Origin of the sequence: Sphingomonas edaphi, assembly GCF_003583725.1 — a bacterium.
GTDB lineage: Bacteria > Pseudomonadota > Alphaproteobacteria > Sphingomonadales > Sphingomonadaceae > Sphingomicrobium > Sphingomicrobium edaphi.
This window is the reverse complement of the sequence record NZ_QXTF01000001.1, coordinates 215,414-240,460: the sequence shown is the minus strand read 5'-3', so window position 1 is coordinate 240,460 and position 25,047 is coordinate 215,414. Positions and strand designations below refer to the sequence as shown.

Below are 25,047 nucleotides of genomic sequence, written 5' to 3'. Positions count from 1 at the left end.
TCCACTGGGGCTTGCCCGCAAAAGGAGAGGAAAAGTGCCCAAAGCTGCGTCAGACGTCATGCAATCGATCATCTTCGCGGCGGTCGTCGACGCGGTAGAGGCGCTCAAGGCGTCATCCGGCGGTGTCCCGAACGCGATGCTGCGTGACCTGCAGAGCCTGCATCGAAATGCCGCCTATGCCGACTTGCCAAAGGCGGTTCAGGATTCCATCGGAATAAGCGTCCGTGCCGCGTTCAATGAGCTGCTGAAGGAAGGCTATGCGGTCGGCCCCAAGGGCCAGGTCCAGCAATCTAGGCCGATGGACCGCGTGCCGGAACGCCAGCGTAGTGGTCCAGGCGACCGTCGCGGACCGGCCGACCGGCGCATTGTCCGCAAGGGCCCGGGCCGCCGCGATGGCGAGCGCCCGGGCGGTCCCGCCGGCAAGGGACCGAGGCCGGGTGGTCCGCCGCGAGGCAAGCCAACGAAATGATTCCTGGTCCGTCGGAGCTTGCGCCGGCGCTCATCCAGTTCTGGTTCGGCGAGGTTGGCAAGGATCGCTGGTTCGCCAAGGACGCGGCGCTAGATGCCGAGATAAAGCGGCGGTTTGCTGATGCGCGCGAGGCGGTGCTGGCGGCCGAGGCCGAGGGATGGCGGGACTCGCCGGAACATCTGCTGGGCGCGATCCTGCTACTCGACCAGTGCAGCAGAAATATTCATCGTGGGTCGGCGCGGGCGTTCGAGGCCGATAAGCTGGCTCTTGACCTTGCCAAGTTGTCGCTGGCGCGGGGATGGACACAGGCCGCTCCCGAGGACTGGCAGCAATTCCTGCTTATGCCTCTGATGCATAGCGAAGACGCCAAGGACCAGGAACGCTCGGTCGCGGAGTTCCGGCGGCTCGGTCAGCAGGAAGCGCTGGATTTCGCTGTTATGCATCGCGACCAAATCGACCGCTTCGGCCGGTTTCCGGGCCGAAACAAGGCATTGGGAAGGGTGAGCACAAAACACGAGCGGGACATCATTGATCGCGGCGAAATTTTCTGACGACCTTCGGCCGCTCCCCTGTGCCACCTTGACCTCCGTGCCTCTCTCCCGTAGGGCGCGCCTCGTCTTTACGGACATACATCGATGGGCGTCCCTCGGGACACGCTGGCCGGCGAGTTTTCGCCCGCCGGCGTTTCTTGCGTTTTCGTCGGTCGGCATGAGGAGTTTTTGATGTTCGACAGCCTTAGCGATCGCCTTGCCGGCGTCTTCGACAAGCTTCGCGGCCGCGGGGCGCTGTCGGAGGACGACGTGCGCGGTGCGATGCGCGAGGTTCGCGTCGCGCTGCTGGAGGCCGACGTGGCACTACCTGTAGCGCGTGACTTCGTCGAGCAGGTGACAGAACGCGCGGTCGGCGCCGAGGTGATCCGATCGGTCACGCCGGGCCAGATGGTCGTCAAGATCGTCAACGACGCGCTGGTCGAGATGCTGGGCAGCGAGACGGCCGAGCTGAACCTCGACGTCAATCCGCCCGCCGTCATCATGATGGTTGGCCTTCAGGGTTCCGGTAAGACCACGACGACCGCCAAGCTGGCGAAGCGCCTGAGCGAGCGGGAGCGCAAGCGGGTGCTGATGGCGTCACTCGACGTCGCCCGTCCGGCCGCGCAGGAGCAGCTGGCCGTGCTTGGACGCCAGGCGAATGTCGATACGCTGCCGATCGTCGCGGGCCAGACGCCGGTGCAGATCGCCGAGCGCGCGCTGCAGTCGGCGAAGCTGCAGGGCTATGACGTGTTGATGCTCGACACGGCGGGTCGCCTACACGTCGACGATGCGCTGATGAGCGAGATGAAGTCGGTCGCCGCGGCTTCGCGCCCGGTCGAAACGCTGTTGGTAGTCGACAGTCTGACCGGTCAGGACGCCGTCAACGTTGCCAAGGGCTTTGCCGGCGAAGTTGACCTGTCGGGCGTGATCCTCACCCGGATGGACGGCGATGCACGCGGCGGTGCGGCGCTGTCGATGCGCGCGGTCACCGGCAAGCCGATCAAGTTCGCTGGCGTTGGCGAGGGGCTGGAGGCACTGGAAGCTTTCCACCCGAACCGTGTCGCGGGACGCATCCTGGGCATGGGCGACGTCGTATCGCTGGTTGAGCGGGCGGCTGAGACAGTCAAGATTGAGGATGCCGAAAAACTCGCCCGCAAGATGGAGAAGGGCAAGTTCGACCTCGACGATTTGCGCCTCCAGATCAGTCAGATGCAACGGATGGGCGGCCTCGGTGCGCTGGCCAATATGCTTCCTGGTATGAAGGGCATGAAGGGTGCGGCAAATATCGATGAGAAGGCGCTGGTTCGGCTTGAGGCGATGATGAGTTCGATGACCGCCAAGGAGCGCGCCAAGCCGGAAATCATCAATGCCAAGCGCAAGATTCGCGTTGCGAAGGGCAGCGGAACCACCGTTCAGGAGGTCAACAAGCTGCTGAAGATGCACCAGGAGATGGCGAACGCAATGAAGCGGCTGAAAAAGCTTGGCGGCTTCGGCAAGCTCGCCGCGATGTTCTCCGGCGGGGGCATGGAAAAGGCACTGGGCGACCTGCAGGCGGGAGGCGGCCTCCCTGGCGGCCAGATGCCTCAGCTGCCCGGCATGCCGGGCGGGGCGGCCCCGTTCAACCTTCCGCCGGGATTCAACAAGTTTTCAAAGAAATAGCGTAATATTCTGAAAGGACTATAAAAATGGCAGTTGCAATCCGTCTGGCCCGTGGTGGCTCCAAGAAGCGTCCCTATTACCGCATCGTCGTTGCGGACAGCCGCAACTCGCGCGATGGCCGTTTCATCGAGAAGGTCGGCACCTACAACCCGCTGCTGGCGAAGGACTCACCCGAGCGCGTGAAGCTGGACGCCGACCGCGTGTCCCATTGGTTGAGCGTCGGCGCACAGCCGTCGGATCGCGTCGCCCGCTTCCTTGATGCCGCCGGCATCAAGGAGCGCGCCGCCCGCAACAACCCGAAGAAGGCCGAACCGGGCGAGAAGGCCAAAGAGCGCGCCGAAGAGCGTGCCGCCAAGCTGGCCGAGGCCGAAGAAGCGAAGGCTGCCGCCGCTGCAGCCCCGGCTGAAGAAGCTCCGGCGACTGAGGAAGTGACCGCGGAAGCTCCGGCAGCCGAAGAAGCCGCTGGCGAAGCCCCGGCCGAAGAAGCCAACGAAGCGACCCCGAACAGCGACGCTGGCGACGAAGCCGGTGAAGCGACGGGCGAAAGCGCTCAGGAACCGGCCGAAGGCGCTGCTTCTGACGAAGCCGCCAAGGCCGAGTAATCATGACGTCACCGGCAACCGGGAAGCGCGTGGCGCTGGCCGCCGTTGCCGGGGCGCATGGAGTGAGGGGCGAGTTGAGGCTCAAGCTGTTTAGCGACAGTGTCGAGAGCCTCGCTCGCCATTCGCGATTCATCGTGGGCGATCGCGACGTAAAGCTTTGTGACATCCGCGAAGGCGGTAAGACCGCCATCGCCCGGTTCGAGGGCATTTCCGACCGGAGCGCCGCCGAGGCGCTGCGCGGGCAGTTGGTCGAGATCGATCGTTCTGAACTGCCTCCCTTGGAAGAGGGCGAATATTATCACGCCGACCTAGTGGGACTGCCGTGCTTTGACGAAGCCGGCCACCCGGTCGGCACAGTCGCTGCGGTCGAGAATTTCGGGGCCGGTGATTTGCTGGAAATCGAAAAGGCGGACGGTCGTAAGGCGCTGATTCCGTTCCGCGACCCGATCGCCACTTTTGATGAAGACCGTATCATGCTCGACCCGGAGTTTCTGGCTTAACGCCGCAGCGGCTCCCGCTGCGCAAGGTCATTGCGGATCGTCGTCGAAGCGACACCGCCTTCACCCATCGCATGACTGATCTGGTCCAGGCCGTGGACGACATCACCGGCGGCATAGAGCCCAGGGACGCTGGTCCGCTGGTGGCTATCAACGCGGATGCAGTCATCGCCAGCCTGCGCCGCACCCAGCATTTCCGCTAATTGCGTGTGGGTGTCGCTACCAAGCGCGGGGTAGATGCTGTCGACGGTGATGTGCTGGCCGCTTGCGCTTAGGGTGATGTCATCGTCGCCCGGCTCGATTGCCTCGACCGGGCCGTCGACAAGTTTGACGCCTGCTTCAGCGAGCCGTTCGAGCTCGGCGTCGTCTAGTGCATGGGCGCCATCAGGAGCGACCAATGTAAGGTCGCTTGTGTAACTTCTGAGGAAGATCGCCTCGCCAGCGCCGCGTTCGCCCGTACCGATAATTCCGACGCGCTTGTCGGTGATTTCATAACCATCGCAGATCGGGCAATAGCGGATGAGGCCCCGGGCCAGTGCGTCGTCGTGGGCTTCAACATCCATCGGCGGGCGGCGGTTGGTGACACCAGTGGCGAGCAGGACCGTTCGCGCTGTGACGGGGCCAGAACCCCACTCGGCGTTGAACAGGCCGCTTTCCGCGTCGCGCTCGATCCGCGTGACTTGCCCGTCCTCGATGCGGGTGCCGTAGCGCCGGGCCTGCTCCTTCATCCGGTCGAGCAAGTCGGTTCCCTTGATGCCTTCGGGATATCCGGCGTGGTTGTGGGTGCGCGGAATCCAGGCGGCGCGGCTTTTGCCTCCATCCACAACCATGATGTCGAGATGATAGCGTGAAAGGTAGATCGCGGCGGTCAGCCCAGCCGGGCCACCTCCAATCACCAGACAGTCGAGAGGCTCCTCTTCCATCTGCTCTCAATGCCAGGCATGGCGCGCAAGTTCCGCTTAAGCTAACGGCGCGGCATGACATTCCGCGCGACCGTGTTGACCCTTTATCCTGACATGTTTCCCGGGCCGCTGGGCCAAAGCCTTGCGGGGCGCGGACTGAGCGAGGGCGCATGGTCGCTCGAAGCGCGCAATATTCGCGACCATGCGATCGACAAGCATCGGACGGTCGACGACACGCCCGCTGGTGGCGGTGCGGGGATGGTGCTTCGCTGCGACGTTATTGCCGCCGCGCTTGATGCCGTCGCGGACGGGCGGCCGATGCTGGCAATGACGCCGCGCGGGGCGCCGCTGACCCAAGGTCGGGTCCGGGAGCTTGCGGCGGGCGAGGGTGCGATCATCCTATGCGGCCGCTTTGAAGGCTTCGACGAGCGCATATTCGAGGCGAGGACGGTCGAACCAGTCAGCATCGGCGATTATGTGCTGTCGGGGGGCGAACTAGGCGCTATGGTGCTGCTAGACGCTTGCGTTCGACTGCTTCCCGGGATAATGGGCGCGGCCTCCAGCGGAGAGGAGGAGAGCTTCGAAGAAGGGCTCCTGGAATATCCGCACTATACCCGACCCGTTGAATGGGAAGGACGCACGATCCCCGAAGTGTTGCGATCGGGGGATCATGCGAAGATCGCGGCGTGGCGAAAGCAGCGCTCGATCGACGATACACGGCTACGGCGGCCGGACCTGATCGAGTGCCATGGGGGTGCTCGGGAGGCGTCGCCCTCTGGTGCGCAACGGAAAAAATAGGGTCTTTAAGACAATGAACCTGATCCAGATGCTCGAAGCCGAGCAAGTCGCCGAGCTCGAGAAACTCCGCCCCATTCCCGAATTTCGTCCCGGTGACACATTGCGCGTCGGCGTGAAAGTCACGGAAGGCGAGCGCAGCCGCGTGCAGATGTACGAAGGCGTTTGCATCGCCCGCGCCAACAAGGGCGTGAATTCGAACTTCACTGTCCGCAAGATTTCGTTCGGCGAAGGCGTCGAGCGCGTCTTCCCGCTCTATTCGCCGGCGCTGGATTCGATCGAGGTCGTTCGCCGTGGCGCCGTGCGCCGCGCAAAGCTCTACTACCTGCGCGGCCGCCGCGGTAAGTCGGCGCGTATCGCCGAGCGCCGCGACACGCGTCCCGCGAAGGGCAGCGAAGGCAAGGAAGCCTAAGCTTCACGCCTGTCGACGAGAAACGGGGCGGTCCGCTAGGAGCGGGCCGCCCTTTTTCGTGCCTGTCACAGTCGGGCAGGAACGATCCGGACGCTGCTGTCGGGCAGATATTGCGGAATATGGCTCGATGGCCGGGCATCAATGAGCGGTTTGCCCTGCGGCACCATGGCGTAGCGGGTACGGATCAGGTCGGCCACGACCGGCTTCGCCGTGCCCAACCGAACTTCAAAGACCATGCGGCCGCACGACCGGCCGGAACAGCGCAGCATGATCGTACCTTTGCCCGCGGAAGCTGGAATAGCGCGCGCTTGCCCGGCGATGCCCATGGCAAGCACTGGAACATCCTTGGCAAAGCGCAGGCCGACGGTGTCCGCCCCTGCCGGATCGATCGAAAGCCGCACCGTCCGCTTTCTGCCCTGCGCAACCGAAGAGAGCACGGCGATGCGGGGCGCGGGCAGGTCGATCGTTGGGGCGGGAGCCAACCAGCGCTTCGCGGTTGAATTGCGGAGCGTCGATTGTTTCCATCGGCCGAACCGCGACCAGCCGTCGGGAAGGGGTGCCAGTCCGTTCGACACGGACCACTGCCTTCTGGCGGCCACATCGTCGCGCAGATAGTCGAGAGTGAGCCGGCCTGGTCTTTCCGCGGTCGTCCGCGGGACGAGCATCGCGCCCAACACGACCGCGCCGGCGATCACTCCAACAGCGCTGAGTATCCAGCGGTCGACGGCGTCGGTCACCTCTATAAGGAACGGCAGCGCGGCGAGACCGGCCAGTGGCGCGACTGCCCATAGTGGACCATCGACCAGCAGCAATTCGAGCATGGCGAGCAGCTGGGAGAACATCAGCAATTGGATCGCGGCGGCAAGCCAGAAGAGCATCGTTGCAACTTGTGGCGTCTTGCGGTTGGCGAGCAGTCCGCCGATAGCGACGGCCGGTGCCGCGATGAAAAAGATAGAGGCGCCCGGGAGGACAATGGTTGCGACGCAGCCGAGAACCAGTGTCAGAAGCCATGTTGCAGCGCGAAGGCGGTGACGTTTGATCCCGCCGGTCATTCGCGCCAGGACCGCCATTTGAGCGGTCAGAACCACGGCGTAAATGGTAAGATAAGGCAGCAACGGACTTGCGCGCCAGAAGGCGCCCGGACGGATCAGGCCAAAGAGCCAGCCGACCAGCACAGCCAAGGCGACGCCGGCGACCCAAGCGAGGACGACGGTCGCGAGCGGACGCTTCAACGCGCCGATCTTCCAGCTGACTGCTAGTGCGGCAATCGCAAGTACACCAAGCGCCGAAAGAGAGACCTGAAGGGGCAGGGCCACGAACAGCCGGCCGGCAATGTCGGTGAAAACCATCCTGCCACCGTCGGCATCAGGGTCAGCCCGGGCCATGACGCGCGTCGCAGCAAGCACTTCGCTACCCATCTGGAACAGGCTCGCTCGGTTGAGCGCTTCGACCGTGTCGCCGGACGTGTGGTAGCGGGTTTCGTTGCCGATGATCGCATAGCTTAGCGTCTTCCACCCGCGCGCCTTGAACACTTCGACATCGGTCGTGTTGGGAATTAGCGTCGCCATATCGGTCGCGATGGAGTTGGCGTTGGGCCGCTGGCTTGATTGGGCATAGGCGATGATCGCGGGGCCGTTGGGCACGTTCGTTTCGAACATCGTCGCCGGGCCGGAAACGCCGCGCGCCTCGATATTGATCAGCGCATCGACGGAAGATGCCAGCGGGTCCTGCGCCGCGAATGCTCCCGCCCCGTTCAGCCCAAACTCTTCTCCTTCGTTGAACAGGAAGGTGACGGGACGCGCCGGGGGCTGAACCTTCAGGACGGCGGCGACCTCGAGCAAGGTCGCGATGCCAATGCCGTCGTCGGAGGCGCCCGGTCCGGCGGGCGAGCTATCGTAATGTGCATTCAATAGCAGGCGTCTGCCCGTCGCTGGACCGATCGACGCGACCACATTGCGGACATGGCTGCAGCTGACGGTGCGGTGCCGCGGGCTGGCTTGGCAATCGTCGGCCTCGCGGACCTGTGGCGTCAGGCCAATGGCCCGAAGTTCCGCGACCAGTCGCTCACGGACTGCGTCGTTTGCCCCCGTGTCGACGGAGTGCGGCCGCTGGTCACCCAGGATGCGCTGGAGGCGTGCAAGTGCGCGGAAAGTATCGAATTGCCCTGCCGCTATCTGCGCCGACGCGCTAGGCGGCGCGACCAGCGAGCCCTTGATCGCGAACGCGCACATCAGCAGCAGGAAAACGCCCAGCACTCGCGCCGCCTGAAGCTTCATCGCGCATTCCCCCCGGTCCGGCCAAAGTCGTTGACTTTGCAGGCTCGTTACCTAGGTGCAATGGGGATCACACAATCGAAAGTTGGACAAGCCATGGGCTATCGGGTCGCGGTCGTCGGCGCTACCGGCAACGTCGGGCGGGAAATCTTGAACATCCTGAGCGAGCGGCAGTTTCCGCTAGCGGAAGTGGCAGCGGTGGCCAGCCCGCGTTCGACCGGCGATATCATCGATTTCGGCGAGAATGGCGAAGAGCTCAAGGTCAAGAACCTCGAGCATTTTGACTTCGAAGGCTGGGACATGGCGCTATTTGCGGCGGGGTCGGAGATCAGTAAACTCCACGTGCCTCGCGCCGCCGGCGCGGGCTGCACGGTCATTGACAATAGCTCGCTGTACCGGATGGACCCGGACGTCCCGCTGATCGTGCCGGAAGTAAATGCCCACGCGATCGACGGCTATCGCGCCAAAAACATCATCGCCAACCCCAACTGCTCCACCGCCCAAATGGTTGTTGCGCTGAAGCCGCTGCACGACGTCGCGCGCATCAAGCGCGTGGTCGTAGCGACGTACCAGTCGGTTTCAGGCGCCGGTAAGGCCGGCATGAACGAGCTGTTCGAGCAGAGCCGCAATATCTTCGTCGGTGATCCCAACGAGCCGAAAAAGTTTACAAAGCAGATCGCGTTCAACGTGATCCCGCACATCGACAGCTTCCTCGAAGACGGATCGACCAAGGAAGAATGGAAGATGGTCGCCGAAACTAAGAAGATCCTCGATCCCAGAATCAAGGTAACCGCGACCTGCGTCCGCGTGCCCGTCTTTGTCGGCCACAGCGAAGCGATCAACGTCGAATTCGAGGAAGAAATCAGCGCGGAGGAGGCACAGGCCATCCTTCGCGAGGCGCCGGGCATCATGCTCATCGATAAGCGCGAGGACGGTGGATATGTAACGCCTGTCGAGTGCGTCGGTGACTATGCGACCTTCGTCAGCCGCGTCCGCGACGATTCTACCGTCGACAGCGGGCTCAGCATGTGGGTCGTCAGTGACAATCTGCGCAAGGGTGCCGCGCTGAACGCGGTGCAGATCGCGGAACTGCTGGGGCGCCGCCACCTGAAGAAGGCGGCATGAGCCGTGGTAAACTGACCATGGCTTGCAATCTGGGTTAATCTCGGCAAGGCGCTGCGCGTAGCTTTCAGGGGTAACCGATGAAGCAAGCGGATAAGATGACCGGCGGCTGCGCATGCGGAAAGGTGCGCTACGAGGCGGAGGTCGAGAATGACGACGCCTATCTGTGTCACTGCCGGATGTGCCAGCGTGCAACCGGCAGCATATCCATCGCTTTCAAGAACGTGCCTCAGTCGAAGGTTAACTGGTTGTCAGGCCCCGATTGGTACGACAGCTCGCCAATTGCCAGGCGCAGCTTCTGCGCGTCCTGCGGAACGTCGCTGGGCTTCCAGTTCAAGGAAGGTCCGAACATGGACCTGACCGTGGCCTCCTTCGATAAGCCGGGCCGGTTCAGACCGACGTCGCATTTCGGCGCGGAGTCGATGCACCGGCAGTGGATCAACACGACCGGCTTGAAGGAAATGAAGACCGAGGAACATCAGCCCCTCGTCAACAAGTGGATCGCCGCCACGGGCAAGATGCCTGACTGATGGAGTTCGCCACGCACTATTTCGAGGCGTCAGACGGCGTGCGGCTCGCGTGGCGCGAGTTGGGCGAGGGGAGGCCGGTCGTCCTGCTCCACGGGTTATTTAGCGACGGGCAGACCAACTGGTTGAAGTTCGGTGCCGCTCAGACCGTGGCAGGGAAGGGCTTCCGGGTCATCATGCCGGACCTTCGCGCCCACGGGCTCAGCGACAAGCCACAGGATGCGTCGGCCTATCCGCGCGGGATTCTCGCGCGTGACCTCCACGAACTCGTCGCGCATCTCGCCCTGACCGACTTCGACCTCGGCGGTTTTTCTCTCGGCGCGCGAACCACCGTGCAGGCGGTCGGCGAGGGGGGCGCGCCGCGCCGCGCTGTGCTGGCAGGAATGGGCATCGAGGGCTTGAGCGACTGGAACCGCCGGCAGGCGTTCTTTCATGAAGCGATCGCCCAGTTCGACCTCGCCCGACGTGGTGACCCTTGGTGGATGGCCATCCAGTTCATGAAGACGATGAAGATAGACCGGGTCGCCGCCGGTCACCTGCTACGCACATTCGAAGACGCGCACCCCGAATGGCTGCAGGCCTTCACCATGCCAACGATGGTGCTGTGCGGGACCGAGGATGAGGACAATGGGTCGGCGCCGCAGCTGGCCAATGCCCTGCCGGACGGACGATACGTCGCTATTCCGGGCACGCACATGTCGAGCGTAACCAAGCCCGAATTCGGCATGGCCCTAGCGGAATTTCTCGCCGCGCCTTGACCTTCGCGGCGCATCGTCCCACCAAACGCCCACGCGAAAAACAGAAACGATCCAGGACGAGGACCCTGCCTGTGAAGAATCTTGCTGCTTCCGTATCCCTTGCCGCGTTGGCGCTCGCCGGTTGTGCCACTACGCCGCCTGCCCAGATGGCCGCGACGGCGCCGACCGCCGATTCTGCTGCCGCAGCTAACGCCGATTATCCGCTGACGCCGGAAGGCGCTCGTGCCTTCGTCGCGGCTGTCGAGAAAGACCTGTTCGACCTCAGTATCATTTCGGGCCGCGCGCAGTGGGTCAATTCGACCTACATCAACGACGATACGGACGCGCTTGCCGCCTATTTCGGCACAATCGGCACGGAAAAGGGCGTCAAATACGCTTCCGAGGCCGCCCGCTACGCCCGGGTGCAGGGTCTGGATTTCGACACGGCGCGCAAGCTCAACATCCTGCGCGGCGCGCTGGTTCTGTCGGCCCCGAACACGCCGGGTGCGGCGGCTGAACTCAACACGATCGCAACCCGCCTTCAGTCGACTTACGGCAAGGGTCGCGCCAGCCTCAACGGCAAGGTGCTGACGGGCGATGACGTAGAAGCACTGATGGGTACCAACCGCAACCCGGCCGAACTGGCCGAAATGTGGAAAACCTGGCACGAGAATGTCGGCCGCCCGATGCGGAACGACTATACGCGCATGGTAGAAATCGCGAATTCGGGTGCCCAGGAACTTGGCTATGCCGACACGGGCGCGATGTGGCGTTCCAACTATGACATGACGCCCGACGAGTTTGCGGCGACCTATGACCGGCTCTGGTCCGAAGTAAAGCCGCTCTACGACGATCTCCACTGTTACACGCGGACCAAGCTTAACCAGAAGTACGGCAATGGCGTCCAGCCGGCGACCGGCCCGATCCGTGCCGACCTGCTTGGCAACATGTGGGCGCAGGAGTGGGGTAACATCTACGACGTCGTGGCCCCGAAGGGGGCGGGCGACCTCGGGTATGACGTGACGGACCTGCTCGTCGCGAAAAAGAAGAGCCCCACCGACATGGTGAAGATCGGCGAAGGCTTCTACACCTCGCTCGGCCTCGCCCCGCTGCCGGCTAGCTTTTGGGAGCGTAGCCAAATTACTCGCCCGCGTGACCGCGAGGTCGTCTGCCATGCATCGGCGTGGGATTTAGACAACAAGGACGACCTGCGCATCAAGATGTGCACCAAGGTAAATGGCGACGACTTCGTCACCATCCATCACGAACTGGGCCACAACTATTACCAGCGGGCCTATAATCAGCAGCCTTACCTGTATCTCAACGGTGCGAACGACGGCTTCCACGAAGCGATCGGCGATTTCGTAGCCTTGTCGATTACGCCCGAATATCTGGTGCAGATCGGCCTTCTAGACCGTTCGAAGGTGCCGTCGGCCGACAAGGACATCGGCCTGCTGCTCCGCCAGGGCATGGACAAGGTCGCCTTCCTTCCGTTTGGCCTGATGGTCGACAAGTGGCGTTGGGGCGTATTCAACGGATCGATCACGCCGGCCAATTACAATCAGGCCTGGGTTGACCTGAAGAAGCAGTACCAGGGCATCACGCCACCGGTCGCGCGGTCGGAACAGGACTTCGACCCGGGCGCCAAGTTCCACATCCCGGGCAACACGCCCTACGCCCGCTACTTCCTCGCGCGGCTGCTGCAGTTCCAGTTCTACAAGGCGGCCTGCGACATGGCAGGCTGGAAGGGTCCGCTCCACCGCTGCAGCTTCTACGGCAACAAGGAAGTCGGCGCCCGGTTGAACGCCATGATGCAAATGGGCGCGTCGAAGCCGTGGCCGGATGCACTGGAAGCCTTCACCGGCAACCGCGAAATCTCGGGCAAGCCGATGCTTGAATATTTCGCGCCGCTGCAGGCGTGGCTGAAGCAGCAGAACCAGGGCAAGCAGTGCGGCTGGTAACACTGTTGAATTAGTAGAAAGAGGATCGGCCCGGTCGAAGGATCGGGCCGTTTCCTTTCGCGGCCTCCTGCGGCGTCAGGCGCTCGCGGCTTCGCTCGCCACAACCCAAGCTAAGGCCTCATCCCATTCTTCAGGGCCGACCACTCAATAGCTGATGTTTGGCAGCATCGCGCTCTCCAGGCGGCTTCCGGCGCGCATCCACGCCTGGTCCGCGACCACGGCTACGCGGCCGAAGCGGTCGAGCTTGCCAAACAGGGGCAAGGCGCGGGACAGGTGATGGGGAAGGGCCGACAGTTGCATTCCCCCGATACCCTGAGTCTCAACGAAGACATGGACCTTGCCAGGCCGCGCCATGATCGCGTCAGTCCGGTTCATGATGGCGTAGAGGTCGTCTCCTGTGATGGTGCCGCTGATTTCCAGCGCGAGCACATCGTCGGGGCTGTCGATGAATCTGTGCATGTCGCTGGCGTCCTCTGGCTGCGAGGCTAGCATCGCCGAAACCACGCATCTGTGCCAATCGTGAGAACTACCTTGAGGCGTTGGGCAGCGCGCCCGCTGCACAAGGCGCTTAGATTGGTAAAAGATGTCGCGGAGCCGAGCATCCTGGTCGATCCCAGCCGGCAGCCAGACCCTTCCGCCGTTCAGGGAGGTGGCGGAGCGGTCGAGTAGGGCGCGGTGATTTCGCTACCCAACGCTGCTTCTTGCCGCAATGCAGCAACTCCCATATCTGGGCGGCATGACATCGACCAACGACATTCGCCGTAGCTTCCTCGACTATTTCGAGAAGAACGGTCACGCGCGCGTCCAATCCGCGCCACTGGTGCCGCACAACGACCCGACGCTGATGTTCGTCAACGCGGGAATGGTGCCGTTCAAGAATGTCTTCACGGGCCTAGAAAGCCGGCCCTATTCCACCGCGACCTCGTCTCAGAAGTGTGTTCGCGCGGGTGGGAAGCATAACGACCTCGACAACGTCGGGTACACGGCGCGGCATCACACCTTTTTCGAGATGCTCGGGAATTTCTCCTTCGGAGATTATTTCAAGGATCAGGCAATTCATCACGCGTGGACCCTACTGACGAAGGAGTGGGGCCTTTCGCCTGAGCGGCTGACGATCACCGTTTATCATACGGACGACGAAGCCTTCGACATTTGGAAAAAGGTTACGGGGTTCGCGGACGAAAAGATCATCCGCATCCCCACCAAGGACAATTTCTGGGCAATGGGCTCAGACGGGCCCTGCGGTCCCTGTTCTGAGATTTTCTACGACCATGGTGACCACCTTTACGGCGGACCTCCGGGCAGTCCGGATGAAGATGGCGACCGCTTCGTGGAGATCTGGAATCTGGTTTTCATGCAGTTCGAGCAGGCGAACGACGAGATCGTCGCCGAACTGCCAAAGAAGAGTATCGACACCGGCATGGGGCTGGAGCGGCTGGCGGCGGTGCTGCAGGGTGTCCACGACAATTACGACACGGACACTTTCAAAGCGCTGATCGAGGCATCGGAGGAATTGACCCATACCAATGCGGTCGGCGATCAGATGGCCTCGCATCGCGTCATTGCCGATCACCTCCGTTCATCCGGCTTCCTGGTTGCTGATGGCGTCCTTCCTGCGAACGAGGGCAGAGGCTATGTGCTGCGACGTATTATGCGCCGCGCCATGCGCCATGCCCACTTGTTGGGTGCCAAAGATCCGCTCATGCACCGGCTGGTGCCGCAGCTGGTTGCGGAAATGGGGCAGGCATTCCCCGAACTGGTCCGCGCGCAGCCGCTGATCGAAGCGACGCTGCTGCAGGAAGAGACCCGCTTTCGCCAGACTCTGGCCAATGGCCTGAAGCTGCTGGACGAAGCGACCGGTGGGATGGCTGACGGCGGGACGCTGCCAGGCGCGACGGCCTTCAAGCTCTACGACACGTTTGGCTTCCCCTACGACCTGACCGAGGATGCGCTTCGGGCGCGCGGCTTAAAGGTCGACCGGCAAGGCTTTGATGCGGCGATGGCCGAGCAAAAGGCCGCGGCTCGCGCGGCCTGGAAAGGCTCGGGCGAGAAGGCCAGTGATGAATTATGGTTCGACCTCGCCGAGGAAGTCGGCTCGACCGAATTCACCGGCTATGCGGGCCATGACGGGGAAGGCGTGGTCCGGGCGATTGTCAAGGACGGAGCGCGGGTAAATGAAGCGAACGAAGGCGAAACCGTTACCATCGTCCTGAACCAGACCCCATTTTACGGTGAGAGCGGCGGACAGGTCGGTGACTCCGGAAAGCTTACGTCGCTCAAAGGTTTCGAGGGTGATGTTCAGGATACGTCTAAGCCGCTTGGAAGGCTCCATGCGCTCCGGACGACCGTGACAAAGGGGAACGTGTCGGTCGGCGAGACGCTTCAACAGTCGGTTGACGTGGATCGGCGCTCGGCGACCCGCGCTAATCATAGCGCGACACATCTGCTGCACTCCGCGCTTCGCAACGTCCTTGGCGGCCATGTGACGCAGAAGGGCAGCTTGGTCGCGCCCGATCGGTTGCGGTTCGACTTTTCGCATCCCAAGGCGCTGACCACCGAAGAAATTGCAACAATCGAGGCGGAGGTGAATGCCGAGATTCGAGCAAACGAGCCGGTTTCGACGCGGCTGATGACGCCGGATGATGCCGTGGCCGCAGGCGCACTGGCGCTTTTCGGTGAGAAATATGGCGATGAAGTCCGGGTGCTCAGCATGGGACGTGACGCGGATACACGCCGCTATTCGGTGGAGCTGTGCGGCGGAACGCACGTCAACGCCACTGGAGACATCGCTCTGTTCAAGATAATCGGTGAAAGCGCGGTCAGCTCCGGCGTTCGCCGCATCGAAGCGCTGACGGGCGAAGGCGCATTGGCGTGGCTTAACGCCCGTGACCAGCGCCTAAAGGATGCTGCGGCGACCCTCAAGGCGTCGCCCGACGAGGTTCCCGCGCGGATTGCTGCCTTGGTGGACAACGCGCGGCGCCTAGAGCGCGAGCTAGCGGATGCGAAGAAGGCGCTAGCGATGGGCGGCGGCTCGCAAGGTCAGGCGGCTGGACCGGAGCAGGTCGGGGGCTTCGGCTTCCTTGGACAAGTCGTGGAAGGCCTCGATCCCAAGGGCTTGCGGGGTGAAGTTGACTCAATGAAGCAGCGCATCGGTAGCGGCATTGCTGCCTTGATCGCGGTCAATGACGGTCGGGCTAGTGTTGCCGTGGGCGTAACCGAAGACCTTGTCGGCACGGTCTCCGCCGTCGATCTGGTCAAGGCGGCAGTCGGGGCTCTCGGCGGCCAGGGCGGCGGCGGAAGGCCCGACATGGCGCAAGGCGGCGGGCCGGATGGCGACAAGGCGCAGGAAGCCTTGAGTGTGATCAAGGATGCGCTGGCAGCCGTCGCGGCTTAGGCCAAGGAATCGCGCACACGTCGGCGACCGAGGCTTGGCTCAACGTCAAGCTGTCCCGATTCCATGATCTCGGCGCGCAACTCGCTCCGTTTCTCATGGATCGAGGCAATGACCGGACCCATGGCGACGCCAATATCGACCAGCACAGCCTCGGATAGCTGTAAGGACGCTTCCAGCGCTTCGGGCACGGCATCCGTAACACCTGCTCGGTAAAGCGCACCAGCGTGCTCGGCATCACGGGCGCGGGCTATGATCGGGAGGGCGGGGTGCTCTTCGCGAAGGCGCTTTGCAATCCGGGCTGTCAGCACGGGATCATCCATCGTCAGAACCACGGCCCTGGCTTTGTCGAGGTCGAGCTTCCCGATCAGTTCCCGTCGAGACACATCGCCGTATAGCACTGAATAGCCTGATCTTCTCGCTTCCATGAACCCGTCGACATCGCTGTCGATCGCCAGATAAGGCCGATCATGTTCATCCAGCATATCGGCGACCATCCGGCCAACGCGGCCAAAGCCAAAGATGACGGTTCGGCCTTCGATCGGCGGGTCCTCCTCGCTGGCGGCGGCGGCATGGTCCACACGGCGCGCCGCCAATCGGCCGAGGCTGGCCAGCAAGGGCGTCACGGTAAGTCCGATGGCAGTCACCGCGGACCAGAACGCAACGGTATCAGGCCGAAGGATCCCAGCAACGCCTGCCGCTCCCAAAACGATGAGCGTCGTTTCCGATGGGCTAGCCATCAGGACTCCAGTCTCGGCTGCAACGCCTCGCCTCGCACCTGCCATCCGTAGCAGCATGCCGGTCACTAGGGATTTGACGAGGATAACCGCGGCCAACGCACCAAGCAGAGACGGCCAGTCTTCAACAAGCGCCCGAACGTCGATCCGCATCCCGACGGCGATCAGGAAGACGCCCAGCGCCAGCCCCTTAAACGGCTCGGTCACGACTTCGACTTCGCTTCGATATTCCGTTTCGGCGATGACGAGGCCTGCAACGAGCGCGCCCAGGATCGGGGAAAGGCCGACAGAAGCCGTGGCGGTTGCCGCCAGGATCACGACAAGCAGCGAAATCGCAAGGAACAACTCCGGCTTCTTGGACCGGGCGGCCTGCGCGAACAGTGCGGGCAAAGCGAACCGGCCAACCAGCCATATGACGGCCAAGACGATTGCGCCCTTGATGGCAACTGAGCCGAGTCCTGCCGCGGCCGATCCGCTAGCGGCTCCAATGAGAAAGAGCATGGGCACGAGTGCAAGATCTTCGAAGAGGAGCATTGCGAGCGCTGCACGGCCAACTGCGCTTTGAGTTCCGGAAATCGGAAGAACCAGTGCTGTAGACGACATGGCGAGCGCCAGGCCAAGCCAAAGGGCACTTTGTGGCTGCCAGCCAACGAGCCAGAGAGAGCCGCCAATCAAAACGGCCGTCAGCACCATCTCGGCCGCGCCGATTCCGAAAACCTGGCGGCGCATCGCGATCAGGCGCCGGAAACTAAGTTCCAGTCCAATCGAGAAGAGAAGGAGGACAATCCCGAGTTCCGCGAAGGGCTCGACGACAGCCTCGTCCGTAATCGAAATCCATTGCAGCCATTCGTAGCGGCTCGTCAGCGACCCAAGACCGAACGGACCTGCGATAATGCCCACGATGATGAAACCGATCACCGGGTTAATCCGAAACCGGGCGAATGTCGGAATGACGATACCGGCCGCAGCGAGGATCGTCAGGGCATCGCTGAGCGCGGGAGTGATCGTCATTTCGCTGGCCATGCGCGCCTTGAAGCATGGGGACACAACATTGTCACCGCATCGTCGCGAGCATTTGCGCGTTCGAGCTTAGGAAGGACAGGACGACGCCGAATATCTTGCGCGGAGGCGAAAAGGTCGAGCGGGATTCCAGCGGCGGCCGTTCCAAGGGTTCGGACGTGAAAATGGTAATATCCACGATCCACATCAATCGCCACGACGAAGGAAGAGGCACAGTATATCGTTGGGAACGCACAAGCCGGAATCCTTGACCAAGTCGCGAGCGCGGCGTCATGACGTCAACTGATGGAACAGCCCCATGACGTACTGATCGTTGGCGGCGGCCCGGCCGGAATGATGGCTGGCCTGCTTTTTGCCCGGGCCGGCATCCGCGTGAAGGTCATCGAGAAGCATGGGGACTTTTTTCGCGATTTCCGGGGTGACACGGTCCATCCCTCCACCATGGAAGTGCTCGCGCAACTGGGTTTGCTCGATCGTTTTCTAGACCGTCCGCACAATCGCGTGCACAGCGCGCGCATCCGCATTGGCGGGCGCGAATGGACGATCGGCGATCTGTCGCACCTCGACACGCCGGCCCCCTTTATCGCGATGATGCCGCAATGGGAGTTCCTCGACTTCCTGCGCGATGAGGCGTGCGGCTATCCCGGCTTCGTGCTGGCCATGGAGGAACCGGTCGAAGCCTTCACGCAGAGCAATGGCCGCGTCGACGGCGTTCGATACAGAAGTGGGCGGGAAGAGCGAGCCGGGAGGTTGGTGATCGCGGCGGACGGCCGGGGTTCGCTGGTCCGCACGCTCGACATGTTGCCGGTCGAATCGCTTGGCGCGCCGATGGACGTATTGTGGTTCAAGGTTCCCAAGATCGATGACGGTGGCGATGCGCTGCGGGGCTCGGTGGAACCCAACCGAATGGTCGTGCTGATTGATCGGGACGACTATTGGCAGGCGGCCTTCCTTATACCCAAGGGCCAGGAAGTTGCGGTTCGGTCTAAAGGCTTGGGTTGGCTCAGGTTGGAAGTCCAAAAAGCATTTCCAGACATGCAACTGTCCGGTGAGTTTCTGACGAGCGATGACGACTTAAAGCTGCTCAGCGTTGCCTTGGACCGGCTGACCGAGTGGAGCCGGCCGGGACTATTGGCGATCGGCGATGCGGCCCATGCAATGTCACCGATAGGCGGGATCGGCATCAACCTTGCAATTCAGGACGCTGTTGCGGCCGCTAACATCCTAGCGAAACCGCTTGCGAGCGGTCAGTCCGTCGACACATTGCTGCCGCGTGTTCAGGAGCGCCGGCTGTTTCCGACCCGGATCATCCAGTCAGGCCAGAAGGCTGCCCAGGACAATATCATCGGCCGCGTGCTGCGCGGCGGGCCAATCCAAGTGCCGGCACTGATCAGATTATTGGACCGTTACCCGTTGCTGCGGCGGATACCGGGCCGCATCATCGGCCTTGGCATCCGCCGTGAGCGGGTAAAGTCGCCTAAAGCTTACGCCTGAACCAAGCCCTGCTCGGCCATCGCCGATTCCAGGTTCTCTCGGATCGCTTCAAAGAACTGCTCCGTCGTCATCCACGGCTGTTCCGGCCCGACGAGAATCGCGAGATCCTTGGTCATCTTGCCGCTTTCGACGGTCTCGACGCAGACGCGCTCCAGCGTTTCAGCGAACGCTACCACTTCCGGGGTCTCGTCCAGTTTTCCGCGGAACTTGAGACCACCGGTCCAGGCGAAGATCGACGCGATCGGGTTGGTCGACGTCGCCTTACCCTGCTGGTGCTGACGATAGTGACGGGTGACGGTGCCGTGCGCCGCTTCGGCCTCGACCGTCTTGCCGTCCGGGGTCATCAGCACTGACGTCATAAGGCCCAGCGAGCCGAAGCCCTGCGCGACCTGGTCCGACTGGACGTCGCCGTCATAATTCTTGCAGGCCCAGATGAATTTGCCGCTCCACTTGAGCGCGGATGCGACCATGTCGTCGATCAGACGGTGCTGATATTCGATGCCGGCCTTTTCGAACGCTGCCTTGAACTCGGCCTCGTAGATTTCCTGGAAGATATCCTTGAAGCGACCGTCGTAAGCCTTGAGGATCGTGTTCTTGGTCGACAGATAAACAGGCCAGTTCCGCTGCAGCCCGTAGTTCAGGCAAGCGCGGGCGAAGTCGCGGATCGACGCGTCGAGATTGTACATGCCCATCGCTACACCGGCTGACGGGAAATCGAACACTTCATGCTCGATCGTCTCGCCATCTTCGCCGACAAACTTGATGGTCAGCTTACCCGGGCCAGGAACCTTGAAGTCGGTCGCCTTGTACTGATCACCGAATGCGTGACGGCCCACAACGATCGGATCGGTCCAGCCGGGGATCAACCGCGGGACGTTCTGGATGACGATTGGCTCACGGAAGACGACGCCGCCCAGGATGTTGCGGATCGTGCCGTTCGGCGACTTCCACATCTTCTTCAGGCCGAATTCCTCGACGCGCTGTTCGTCAGGGGTGATCGTCGCGCACTTCACGCCTACACCGTATTGTTTGATCGCGTTTGCAGCGTCGATCGTGATCTGATCGTCGGTCTCGTCGCGCTTCTCGATGCCCAAGTCATAATATTTGAGGTCGATATCGAGGTAAGGGAGGATCAGCCGTTCGCGAATCCACTGCCAGATGATGCGGGTCATCTCGTCGCCGTCGAGCTCGACGACCGGGTTCTTCACCTTGATCTTGGCCATTTCTAATGTCCTGTGCGCGCAAAATTTGGATGGGCCGCGCCTTAGGCAAGCGGGCAGGGATAGGCAACCGGGCGGATTGCCCGGCGCTTCGCTTGTCCCTAAGGACGCTGCCATGGCCGTTATAGAAAAGCCCGATAGCCACGTAACCGCCGTCAAGTGGCGCTTCCCATCGGTTCATCCCGAAGGACGCAAGTTCACCCTGATCGCTGCCTTCCTGACGCTGGTCGGATTCACTACGCTGCCGAACATCTTCGGCTGGCTGCTGGTCGGCCTGACGATCTGGGTCGCGGCCTTCTTTCGTGACCCCATCCGGACCACGCCGCAGGACCCCGATCTGATTGTCGCGCCGGCCGATGGCTTGGTAACGATGATAACTCGCGTCAGCGCGCCGGTTGAATTGGCGGGCGACGGCGGTCTAGCCGGGGAATTCACTCGCGTTTCGATTTTCATGAGCGTGTTCGACGTTCACATCAACCGGACGCCCATCGCGGGAACCGTGCGGCGAATCGCCTATGTTCCGGGCAAATTCCTGAACGCGGACCTCGACAAGGCGAGCGAGGACAATGAGCGCCAGCACTTCTTGGTAGAACGCGAAGACGGGCTGAAGATCGGGTTTACGCAGATCGCGGGTCTCGTGGCGCGGCGCATCATGTCGTTCGTCAAGGAAGGCGACCGCGTTGTGGCCGGCGAACGCGTTGGCCTGATCCGCTTTGGGAGCCGGGTTGACGTCTACCTGCCGGCCGGGACGGGGACGCAAGTGCTGCTTGGCCAGCGGACGATCGCCGGCGAAACCATCCTCGGGCAGATCGGCATCGACCCGCAGCGGGCCGGAACCAGCCAGTGAGCGACTTTCCCGAGCGCCGCGGCCTGCCGTTTCGAGCGTTTGTGCCCAATGCGGTTACGGCTTTGGCCCTTTGCTTCGGTCTTACCGGCGTGCGTTTCGCGATCGGCGAAGAGTGGGAAAAGGCGCTCGCGGCGATCGTTGTGGCCGGCGTACTCGATGGCATGGACGGGCGCATCGCCCGGGCATTGAGGGCGCAGAGCAAGTTCGGTGCTGAACTCGATAGCTTGTCCGACAATATCGCCTTTGGAACGGCGCCCGCTTTGATTGTATTCCTTTGGTCGCTTCAGTTCGCGCCAAAGTTCGGCTGGACCGCTGCGCTCGCGCTGGCGGTGTGCTGCGCGCTGCGGCTTGCACGTTTCAATGCACGAATCGACGCCGACGACCAGCCGCACAAGTCGGCGGGCTTCAACACCGGCGTGCCGGCGCCGGCGGGGGCTGGCTTGGCATTCGTGCCGATTTTCCTGTGGCTTATTACCGGCAGCGAGTTGTTCCGGAGTTGGACCTTGGTCCTTCCCTGGACGCTGTTCATCGCCCTTTTGATGATCAGCAGCCTGCCGACCTATAGTTGGTCATCGATCCGCATCAGGCAGGGCTGGCGGCTGTTTGCGCTTGCGGGCGTGGCTCTGCTTGGCGCCGCACTAATCAACGAGCCTTGGATCACGTTGCTGGTGGTATCGCTGCTTTACTTGGCGATGCTCCCCTTCAGCATCGCCAGCTACAGCCGGGTCAAGCGGCGGCGCGCATCGCCGGCCGTACACGCATCGGCCGCGACGCCGGATAGCGTTGGCTAAATCGTACCGTCACTGGCCGTACCGAAGCAGGAGGTTGAGCAAGCCAGCTGTTGCCGGACAGCGCGGCTAGGATCTTGCCGCCATCGTTCCGGGCGAACCGTGCGAGCATGGCAACAGCAAATCCAAACAGGGCGATGGTTGCGACAGTGGCGAGCATCGGCGGTTTTCCTTCCGTTCGCGCTGAACAGTTCAAGAACGAATTCGTTCCAAACTGGTCGGCATTGGCTTCAATTCGACCGATGTTCTGCAAACGTTCTATGAGTGTCAAGCAATTTCGTTCTTGCTATGTTCCAACTGGAATAGTGGCTGCGCGAAGTGCTTGAATAATCTGGCATCATCCAGTAGGTGCCCCGCCATCCCACAGGCGGACTCACCATAGCGGTGCCGGTCAACGACCGGTTACTCGGGTCCGTCGAGGCATAACCGCAAGGAGACTATCCCTATGGCGACCACCGTCGTCACGATGCAGCAATTGCTCGAAGCCGGAGCGCACTTCGGCCACCAGACCCACCGTTGGAACCCGCGGATGAAGCCGTACATCTTCGGCGACCGCAACGGCGTTCACATCATCGACCTTTCGCAAAGCGTTCCGCTATTTGCCCGCGCGCTCGACTTCGTCCAGCAGACCGTTGCCCGCGGCGGCAAGGTCCTGTTCGTCGGCACGAAGCGCCAGGCGCAGGACGCCGTGGCTGAGGCTGCCCGCGCCTCGGGCCAGCATTTCGTCAACCACCGCTGGCTGGGCGGCATGCTGACCAACTGGAAGACGATTTCTAACTCGATCAAGCGCTTCAAGAGCCTCGAAGAGCAGCTGTCAGGCGACACCGCCGGCCTTACCAAGAAGGAAGTTCTTCAGCTGACCCGCGAGCGCGACAAGCTGGAAAACAGTTTGGGCGGCATCCGCGATATGGGCGGCCTTCCGGACGTTATGTTCGTTGTCGACACCAACAAGGAAGAGCTGGCGATCAAGGAAGCCAACGTCCTTGGCATTCCGGTCATCGCGATCCTCGACAGCAACTCGAATCCGCAGGGCATCGCCTTCCCGGTTCCGGGCAACGACGATGCGAGCCGCGCCATCCGCCTTTACTGCGAAGCCGTCGCCAGTGCAGCGTCGGCCGGCAAGTCGGGCAACGCTGCATCGCGTGGCGAAGACATCGGCGCGATGGCAGAGCCGCCGGTGGAAGCCGCGCTCGAGGCATAAGCCCCAACACGAACGACTTTTCGGGGGCGTGTCGCGGGGGCTTGGGCTTCCCGCGACGCGCCCCATATTCCCATTTGGAGGATTTGACATGGCTGAGATCACCGCCGCTTCGGTGAAGGAACTGCGCGAGCGCACTGGCGCCGGCATGATGGACTGCAAGAAGGCGCTGGCCGAAAATAATGGCGACCTGGAAGCGTCGGTCGACTGGCTGCGCGCCAAGGGTCTTGCCGCGGCCGCCAAGAAGGCAGGCCGTACGGCCGCAGAAGGCCTGGTCGGGGTTGCCGTTGACGGCACGAAGGGTTCCGTCGTCGAGGTCAACTCGGAAACCGACTTCGTCGCCAAGAACGAGCAGTTCCAGTCGTTCGTCGCGGAAGTTGCGAAGCTCGCGTTGAATGCCGGTGGTGACATCGAGGCCCTGAAGGCTGCGTCCTTCCCGGGCGGCGGCACCGTCGAAGAAGCGCTGACCAACAACATTGCCACAATCGGTGAAAACCAGTCTCTCCGCCGCACGACCGTCCTGGAAGTGCCGGAAGGTGTCGTTGTGAGTTATGTTCATAACTCGGTTGCGGCAGGCATGGGCAAGATCGGCGTGTTGGTTGCGCTGGAAAGCGCGGCATCGGCCGATACGCTCAACGCGCTTGGCAAGCAGATCGCGATGCATATCGCGGCCGCCAACCCGCTGGCTCTGGACGCCGACGGCCTGGACGCCGGTTTGATCGAGCGCGAGCGCGCGATCGCCATCGAAAAGGCGAATGAGAGCGGCAAGCCCGCGAACATCGTCGAAAAGATGGTCGAAGGATCGATGGCAAAGTTCCGCAAGGAAAACGCCCTGCTGAGCCAGCTGTTCGTGATGGACAACAAGACCCCCGTCGCCGACGTCGTGGCGCAGGCTGGCAAGGAAGCCGGTTCGCCGGTCAAGTTGGTCGCTTTCGAGCGTTTCCAGCTCGGCGAAGGCATTGAAAAGGCCGAAAGCGATTTCGCGGCGGAAGTCGCGGCTGCCGCCGGTGTCAAGAAGGACGAGCCGGTCGCCTAAAAGCGCCGCTCGCCGCCATTAAAGGCGGTTGGCAGAGGGGCGGGTGCGCCGTAAGAGCGCATCCGCCCCTTCGCATATCCGCTATTCGCCAAAGGAATGACCGCAGATGACCCGACCCCGCTTCGACCGCATCCTGCTGAAGCTGTCGGGGGAGGCGTTGATGGGGCCCGGCCAGTTCGGCATCGATCCCGACACGGTCGCCAACATGGCCGCAGAAGTGAAGGCGGCGAAAGAGCAGGGCCTGGAAATCTGCCTCGTTATCGGCGGCGGGAACATTTTCCGCGGTATGGCCGGCGCCGCGAAGGGCATGGATCGTGCCCAAGCCGACTATATGGGCATGCTCGCAACCGTGATGAACGCGCTCGCGGTTCAGAACGCGCTGGAGCAAATGGGCGTCGAAACGCGCGTCCAGTCGGCAATCAAGATGGACCAGGTCTGCGAGCCGGTCATCCGCCGTCGCGCCGAGCGGCACCTTGCGAAGGGCCGCGTCGTTATTTTCGCAGCGGGCGTCGGCAGCCCCTATTTCACTACCGACACCGGCGCGGCGCTGCGGGCGGCCGAGATGAAGTGCGATGCACTCTTTAAGGGCACCAGTGTCGATGGCGTCTACGACAGCGATCCCAAGATCAATCCCAAAGCGTCGCGTTATGACGTCATCGGTTTTGACCGGGTGCTGGCCGACGACCTGAAGGTCATGGATGCAAGCGCGGTTGCGCTTTGCCGCGACAATAATATCCCGATCGTTGTGTTTAACATTCGCGAACCTGGCAACCTTGCAAAGGTCCTCGCCGGCAGCGGAACGGCAACGGTCGTAATGAACGAGGAGTGAG

Annotated in this window: 24 protein-coding genes; 18 read left to right on the top strand and 6 right to left on the bottom strand. The window is 62.5% G+C overall.

Annotated features, from left to right (window positions below):
* The first annotated feature begins 34 nt into the window (after nt 1-34).
* The 5 genes from D3M59_RS01210 (at nt 35) to rimM (ending at nt 3,760) form a co-directional block, all read left to right on the top strand.
* Nucleotides 35-469, top strand: a complete 435-nt coding sequence (locus D3M59_RS01210) for a hypothetical protein (RefSeq protein ID WP_119530820.1) — start codon at nt 35-37, stop codon at nt 467-469.
* Entirely contained in the window at nt 466-1,020 is a 555-nt protein-coding gene (locus D3M59_RS01205; protein ID WP_119530817.1) for a DUF924 family protein, read from the top strand. Before D3M59_RS01210 ends, D3M59_RS01205 begins: the two co-directional genes overlap by 4 nt.
* 171 nt (nt 1,021-1,191) lie before the next feature.
* Entirely contained in the window at nt 1,192-2,658 is a 1,467-nt protein-coding gene (gene ffh, locus D3M59_RS01200; RefSeq protein ID WP_119532804.1) for a signal recognition particle protein, read from the top strand.
* A 26-nt stretch (nt 2,659-2,684) separates the two neighbouring features.
* A complete protein-coding gene (gene rpsP / locus D3M59_RS01195) occupies nt 2,685-3,260 on the top strand; it encodes a 30S ribosomal protein S16 (protein WP_119530814.1) in 576 nt (191 codons plus the stop codon).
* A 2-nt stretch (nt 3,261-3,262) separates the two neighbouring features.
* Nucleotides 3,263-3,760, top strand: coding sequence for a ribosome maturation factor RimM (rimM, locus tag D3M59_RS01190; RefSeq protein WP_119530811.1), 498 nt, complete (start codon nt 3,263-3,265; stop codon nt 3,758-3,760).
* On the opposite strand, the gene D3M59_RS01185 is transcribed toward rimM, so the two are convergent.
* Nucleotides 3,757-4,680 carry an NAD(P)/FAD-dependent oxidoreductase gene (locus D3M59_RS01185; protein ID WP_119530808.1) on the bottom strand — a complete coding sequence of 308 codons (924 nt, stop codon included), beginning with the start codon at nt 4,678-4,680 and terminating at the stop codon, nt 3,757-3,759. The two genes, rimM and D3M59_RS01185, sit on opposite strands and share 4 nt — an antisense overlap.
* A 54-nt stretch (nt 4,681-4,734) precedes the next feature.
* Between D3M59_RS01185 and trmD the strand changes: the two genes are divergently transcribed.
* A complete protein-coding gene (gene trmD, locus D3M59_RS01180; protein ID WP_119530805.1) occupies nt 4,735-5,457 on the top strand; it encodes a tRNA (guanosine(37)-N1)-methyltransferase TrmD in 723 nt (240 codons plus the stop codon).
* Nucleotides 5,458-5,470: 13 nt separating this feature from the next.
* Nucleotides 5,471-5,866: a 50S ribosomal protein L19 gene (gene rplS / locus D3M59_RS01175; RefSeq protein WP_119530801.1), complete on the top strand. Its 396-nt coding sequence runs from the start codon at nt 5,471-5,473 to the stop codon at nt 5,864-5,866.
* A 65-nt stretch (nt 5,867-5,931) separates the two neighbouring features.
* On the opposite strand, the gene D3M59_RS01170 is transcribed toward rplS, so the two are convergent.
* Complete coding sequence (locus D3M59_RS01170) at nt 5,932-8,142, bottom strand: M20/M25/M40 family metallo-hydrolase (protein WP_119530799.1); 2,211 nt, start codon at nt 8,140-8,142, stop codon at nt 5,932-5,934.
* A gap of 93 nt (nt 8,143-8,235) precedes the next feature.
* Between D3M59_RS01170 and D3M59_RS01165 the strand changes: the two genes are divergently transcribed.
* The 4 genes from D3M59_RS01165 to D3M59_RS01150 all read left to right on the top strand — a co-directional run bounded on the left by D3M59_RS01165 (nt 8,236) and on the right by D3M59_RS01150 (nt 12,486).
* The gene (locus tag D3M59_RS01165; RefSeq protein ID WP_119532803.1) at nt 8,236-9,264 is read left to right on the top strand and encodes an aspartate-semialdehyde dehydrogenase; all 1,029 of its coding nucleotides are present in this window, start codon (nt 8,236-8,238) and stop codon (nt 9,262-9,264) included.
* A 77-nt stretch (nt 9,265-9,341) separates the two neighbouring features.
* Nucleotides 9,342-9,791 carry a GFA family protein gene (locus D3M59_RS01160; protein ID WP_119530796.1) on the top strand — a complete coding sequence of 150 codons (450 nt, stop codon included), beginning with the start codon at nt 9,342-9,344 and terminating at the stop codon, nt 9,789-9,791.
* Entirely contained in the window at nt 9,791-10,546 is a 756-nt protein-coding gene (locus tag D3M59_RS01155; protein WP_119530793.1) for an alpha/beta fold hydrolase, read from the top strand. Before D3M59_RS01160 ends, D3M59_RS01155 begins: the two co-directional genes overlap by 1 nt.
* A 146-nt stretch (nt 10,547-10,692) precedes the next feature.
* Complete coding sequence (locus D3M59_RS01150) at nt 10,693-12,486, top strand: M2 family metallopeptidase (protein WP_119530790.1); 1,794 nt, start codon at nt 10,693-10,695, stop codon at nt 12,484-12,486.
* 144 nt (nt 12,487-12,630) lie between these two features.
* On the opposite strand, the gene D3M59_RS01145 is transcribed toward D3M59_RS01150, so the two are convergent.
* A complete protein-coding gene (locus D3M59_RS01145; protein WP_119532802.1) occupies nt 12,631-12,945 on the bottom strand; it encodes a SpoIIAA family protein in 315 nt (104 codons plus the stop codon).
* Between the two features lie 277 nt (nt 12,946-13,222).
* Here D3M59_RS01145 and alaS point away from each other — a divergent pair, with 277 nt between their 5' ends.
* Entirely contained in the window at nt 13,223-15,880 is a 2,658-nt protein-coding gene (gene alaS / locus D3M59_RS01140) for an alanine--tRNA ligase (protein ID WP_119532800.1), read from the top strand.
* Here the strand turns inward: alaS and D3M59_RS01135 are convergent.
* Both D3M59_RS01135 and D3M59_RS12005 read right to left on the bottom strand, forming a co-directional pair.
* Complete coding sequence (locus tag D3M59_RS01135) at nt 15,877-17,637, bottom strand: cation:proton antiporter domain-containing protein (protein ID WP_233543092.1); 1,761 nt, start codon at nt 17,635-17,637, stop codon at nt 15,877-15,879. The genes alaS and D3M59_RS01135 overlap by 4 nt on opposite strands.
* 31 nt (nt 17,638-17,668) lie before the next feature.
* The gene (locus D3M59_RS12005) at nt 17,669-17,812 is read right to left on the bottom strand and encodes a hypothetical protein (RefSeq protein WP_158581912.1); all 144 of its coding nucleotides are present in this window, start codon (nt 17,810-17,812) and stop codon (nt 17,669-17,671) included.
* Between the two features lie 107 nt (nt 17,813-17,919).
* Between D3M59_RS12005 and D3M59_RS01130 the strand changes: the two genes are divergently transcribed.
* Nucleotides 17,920-19,128, top strand: coding sequence for an FAD-dependent oxidoreductase (locus D3M59_RS01130; protein WP_119530787.1), 1,209 nt, complete (start codon nt 17,920-17,922; stop codon nt 19,126-19,128).
* Here D3M59_RS01130 and D3M59_RS01125 read toward each other — a convergent pair.
* Nucleotides 19,119-20,351 carry an NADP-dependent isocitrate dehydrogenase gene (locus D3M59_RS01125; RefSeq protein ID WP_119530784.1) on the bottom strand — a complete coding sequence of 411 codons (1,233 nt, stop codon included), beginning with the start codon at nt 20,349-20,351 and terminating at the stop codon, nt 19,119-19,121. The genes D3M59_RS01130 and D3M59_RS01125 overlap by 10 nt on opposite strands.
* A gap of 112 nt (nt 20,352-20,463) precedes the next feature.
* Between D3M59_RS01125 and D3M59_RS01120 the strand changes: the two genes are divergently transcribed.
* The 5 genes from D3M59_RS01120 to pyrH all read left to right on the top strand — a co-directional run bounded on the left by D3M59_RS01120 (nt 20,464) and on the right by pyrH (nt 25,046).
* Complete coding sequence (locus D3M59_RS01120) at nt 20,464-21,195, top strand: phosphatidylserine decarboxylase (protein ID WP_119530782.1); 732 nt, start codon at nt 20,464-20,466, stop codon at nt 21,193-21,195.
* Nucleotides 21,192-21,986 (top strand): CDP-alcohol phosphatidyltransferase family protein, encoded by a 795-nt coding sequence (locus tag D3M59_RS01115; protein WP_119530779.1) that lies wholly within the window; start codon nt 21,192-21,194, stop codon nt 21,984-21,986. Before D3M59_RS01120 ends, D3M59_RS01115 begins: the two co-directional genes overlap by 4 nt.
* 442 nt (nt 21,987-22,428) lie before the next feature.
* The gene (gene rpsB, locus D3M59_RS01105; RefSeq protein WP_119530773.1) at nt 22,429-23,184 is read left to right on the top strand and encodes a 30S ribosomal protein S2; all 756 of its coding nucleotides are present in this window, start codon (nt 22,429-22,431) and stop codon (nt 23,182-23,184) included.
* An 88-nt stretch (nt 23,185-23,272) separates the two neighbouring features.
* Nucleotides 23,273-24,217 carry a translation elongation factor Ts gene (gene tsf / locus D3M59_RS01100; RefSeq protein WP_119530770.1) on the top strand — a complete coding sequence of 315 codons (945 nt, stop codon included), beginning with the start codon at nt 23,273-23,275 and terminating at the stop codon, nt 24,215-24,217.
* Nucleotides 24,218-24,323: 106 nt separating this feature from the next.
* Nucleotides 24,324-25,046: a UMP kinase gene (pyrH, locus tag D3M59_RS01095; RefSeq protein ID WP_119530768.1), complete on the top strand. Its 723-nt coding sequence runs from the start codon at nt 24,324-24,326 to the stop codon at nt 25,044-25,046.
* Nucleotide 25,047 lies beyond the last annotated feature (1 nt).

Excerpts from the sequence above, each read along its gene's own strand:
- trmD (WP_119530805.1), top strand. The coding sequence starts at position 4,735 with ATGACATTCCGCGCGACCGTGTTGACCCTTTATCCTGACATGTTTCCC.
- D3M59_RS01155 (WP_119530793.1), top strand. The coding sequence starts at position 9,791 with ATGGAGTTCGCCACGCACTATTTCGAGGCGTCAGACGGCGTGCGGCTC.
- D3M59_RS01135 (WP_233543092.1), bottom strand. The coding sequence starts at position 17,637 with ATGGCCAGCGAAATGACGATCACTCCCGCGCTCAGCGATGCCCTGACG.
- tsf (WP_119530770.1), top strand. The coding sequence starts at position 23,273 with ATGGCTGAGATCACCGCCGCTTCGGTGAAGGAACTGCGCGAGCGCACT.
- D3M59_RS01205 (WP_119530817.1), top strand. The coding sequence starts at position 466 with ATGATTCCTGGTCCGTCGGAGCTTGCGCCGGCGCTCATCCAGTTCTGG.
- D3M59_RS01165 (WP_119532803.1), top strand. The coding sequence starts at position 8,236 with ATGGGCTATCGGGTCGCGGTCGTCGGCGCTACCGGCAACGTCGGGCGG.
- D3M59_RS01130 (WP_119530787.1), top strand. The coding sequence starts at position 17,920 with ATGGAACAGCCCCATGACGTACTGATCGTTGGCGGCGGCCCGGCCGGA.
- D3M59_RS01170 (WP_119530799.1), bottom strand. The coding sequence starts at position 8,142 with ATGAAGCTTCAGGCGGCGCGAGTGCTGGGCGTTTTCCTGCTGCTGATG.
- alaS (WP_119532800.1), top strand. The coding sequence starts at position 13,223 with ATGACATCGACCAACGACATTCGCCGTAGCTTCCTCGACTATTTCGAG.
- D3M59_RS01145 (WP_119532802.1), bottom strand. The coding sequence starts at position 12,945 with ATGCACAGATTCATCGACAGCCCCGACGATGTGCTCGCGCTGGAAATC.
- D3M59_RS01125 (WP_119530784.1), bottom strand. The coding sequence starts at position 20,351 with ATGGCCAAGATCAAGGTGAAGAACCCGGTCGTCGAGCTCGACGGCGAC.
- rplS (WP_119530801.1), top strand. The coding sequence starts at position 5,471 with ATGAACCTGATCCAGATGCTCGAAGCCGAGCAAGTCGCCGAGCTCGAG.
- rpsP (WP_119530814.1), top strand. The coding sequence starts at position 2,685 with ATGGCAGTTGCAATCCGTCTGGCCCGTGGTGGCTCCAAGAAGCGTCCC.
- D3M59_RS01120 (WP_119530782.1), top strand. The coding sequence starts at position 20,464 with ATGGCCGTTATAGAAAAGCCCGATAGCCACGTAACCGCCGTCAAGTGG.
- D3M59_RS01160 (WP_119530796.1), top strand. The coding sequence starts at position 9,342 with ATGAAGCAAGCGGATAAGATGACCGGCGGCTGCGCATGCGGAAAGGTG.
- rpsB (WP_119530773.1), top strand. The coding sequence starts at position 22,429 with ATGGCGACCACCGTCGTCACGATGCAGCAATTGCTCGAAGCCGGAGCG.
- ffh (WP_119532804.1), top strand. The coding sequence starts at position 1,192 with ATGTTCGACAGCCTTAGCGATCGCCTTGCCGGCGTCTTCGACAAGCTT.
- D3M59_RS01150 (WP_119530790.1), top strand. The coding sequence starts at position 10,693 with ATGGCCGCGACGGCGCCGACCGCCGATTCTGCTGCCGCAGCTAACGCC.
- D3M59_RS01185 (WP_119530808.1), bottom strand. The coding sequence starts at position 4,680 with ATGGAAGAGGAGCCTCTCGACTGTCTGGTGATTGGAGGTGGCCCGGCT.
- rimM (WP_119530811.1), top strand. The coding sequence starts at position 3,263 with ATGACGTCACCGGCAACCGGGAAGCGCGTGGCGCTGGCCGCCGTTGCC.
- pyrH (WP_119530768.1), top strand. The coding sequence starts at position 24,324 with ATGACCCGACCCCGCTTCGACCGCATCCTGCTGAAGCTGTCGGGGGAG.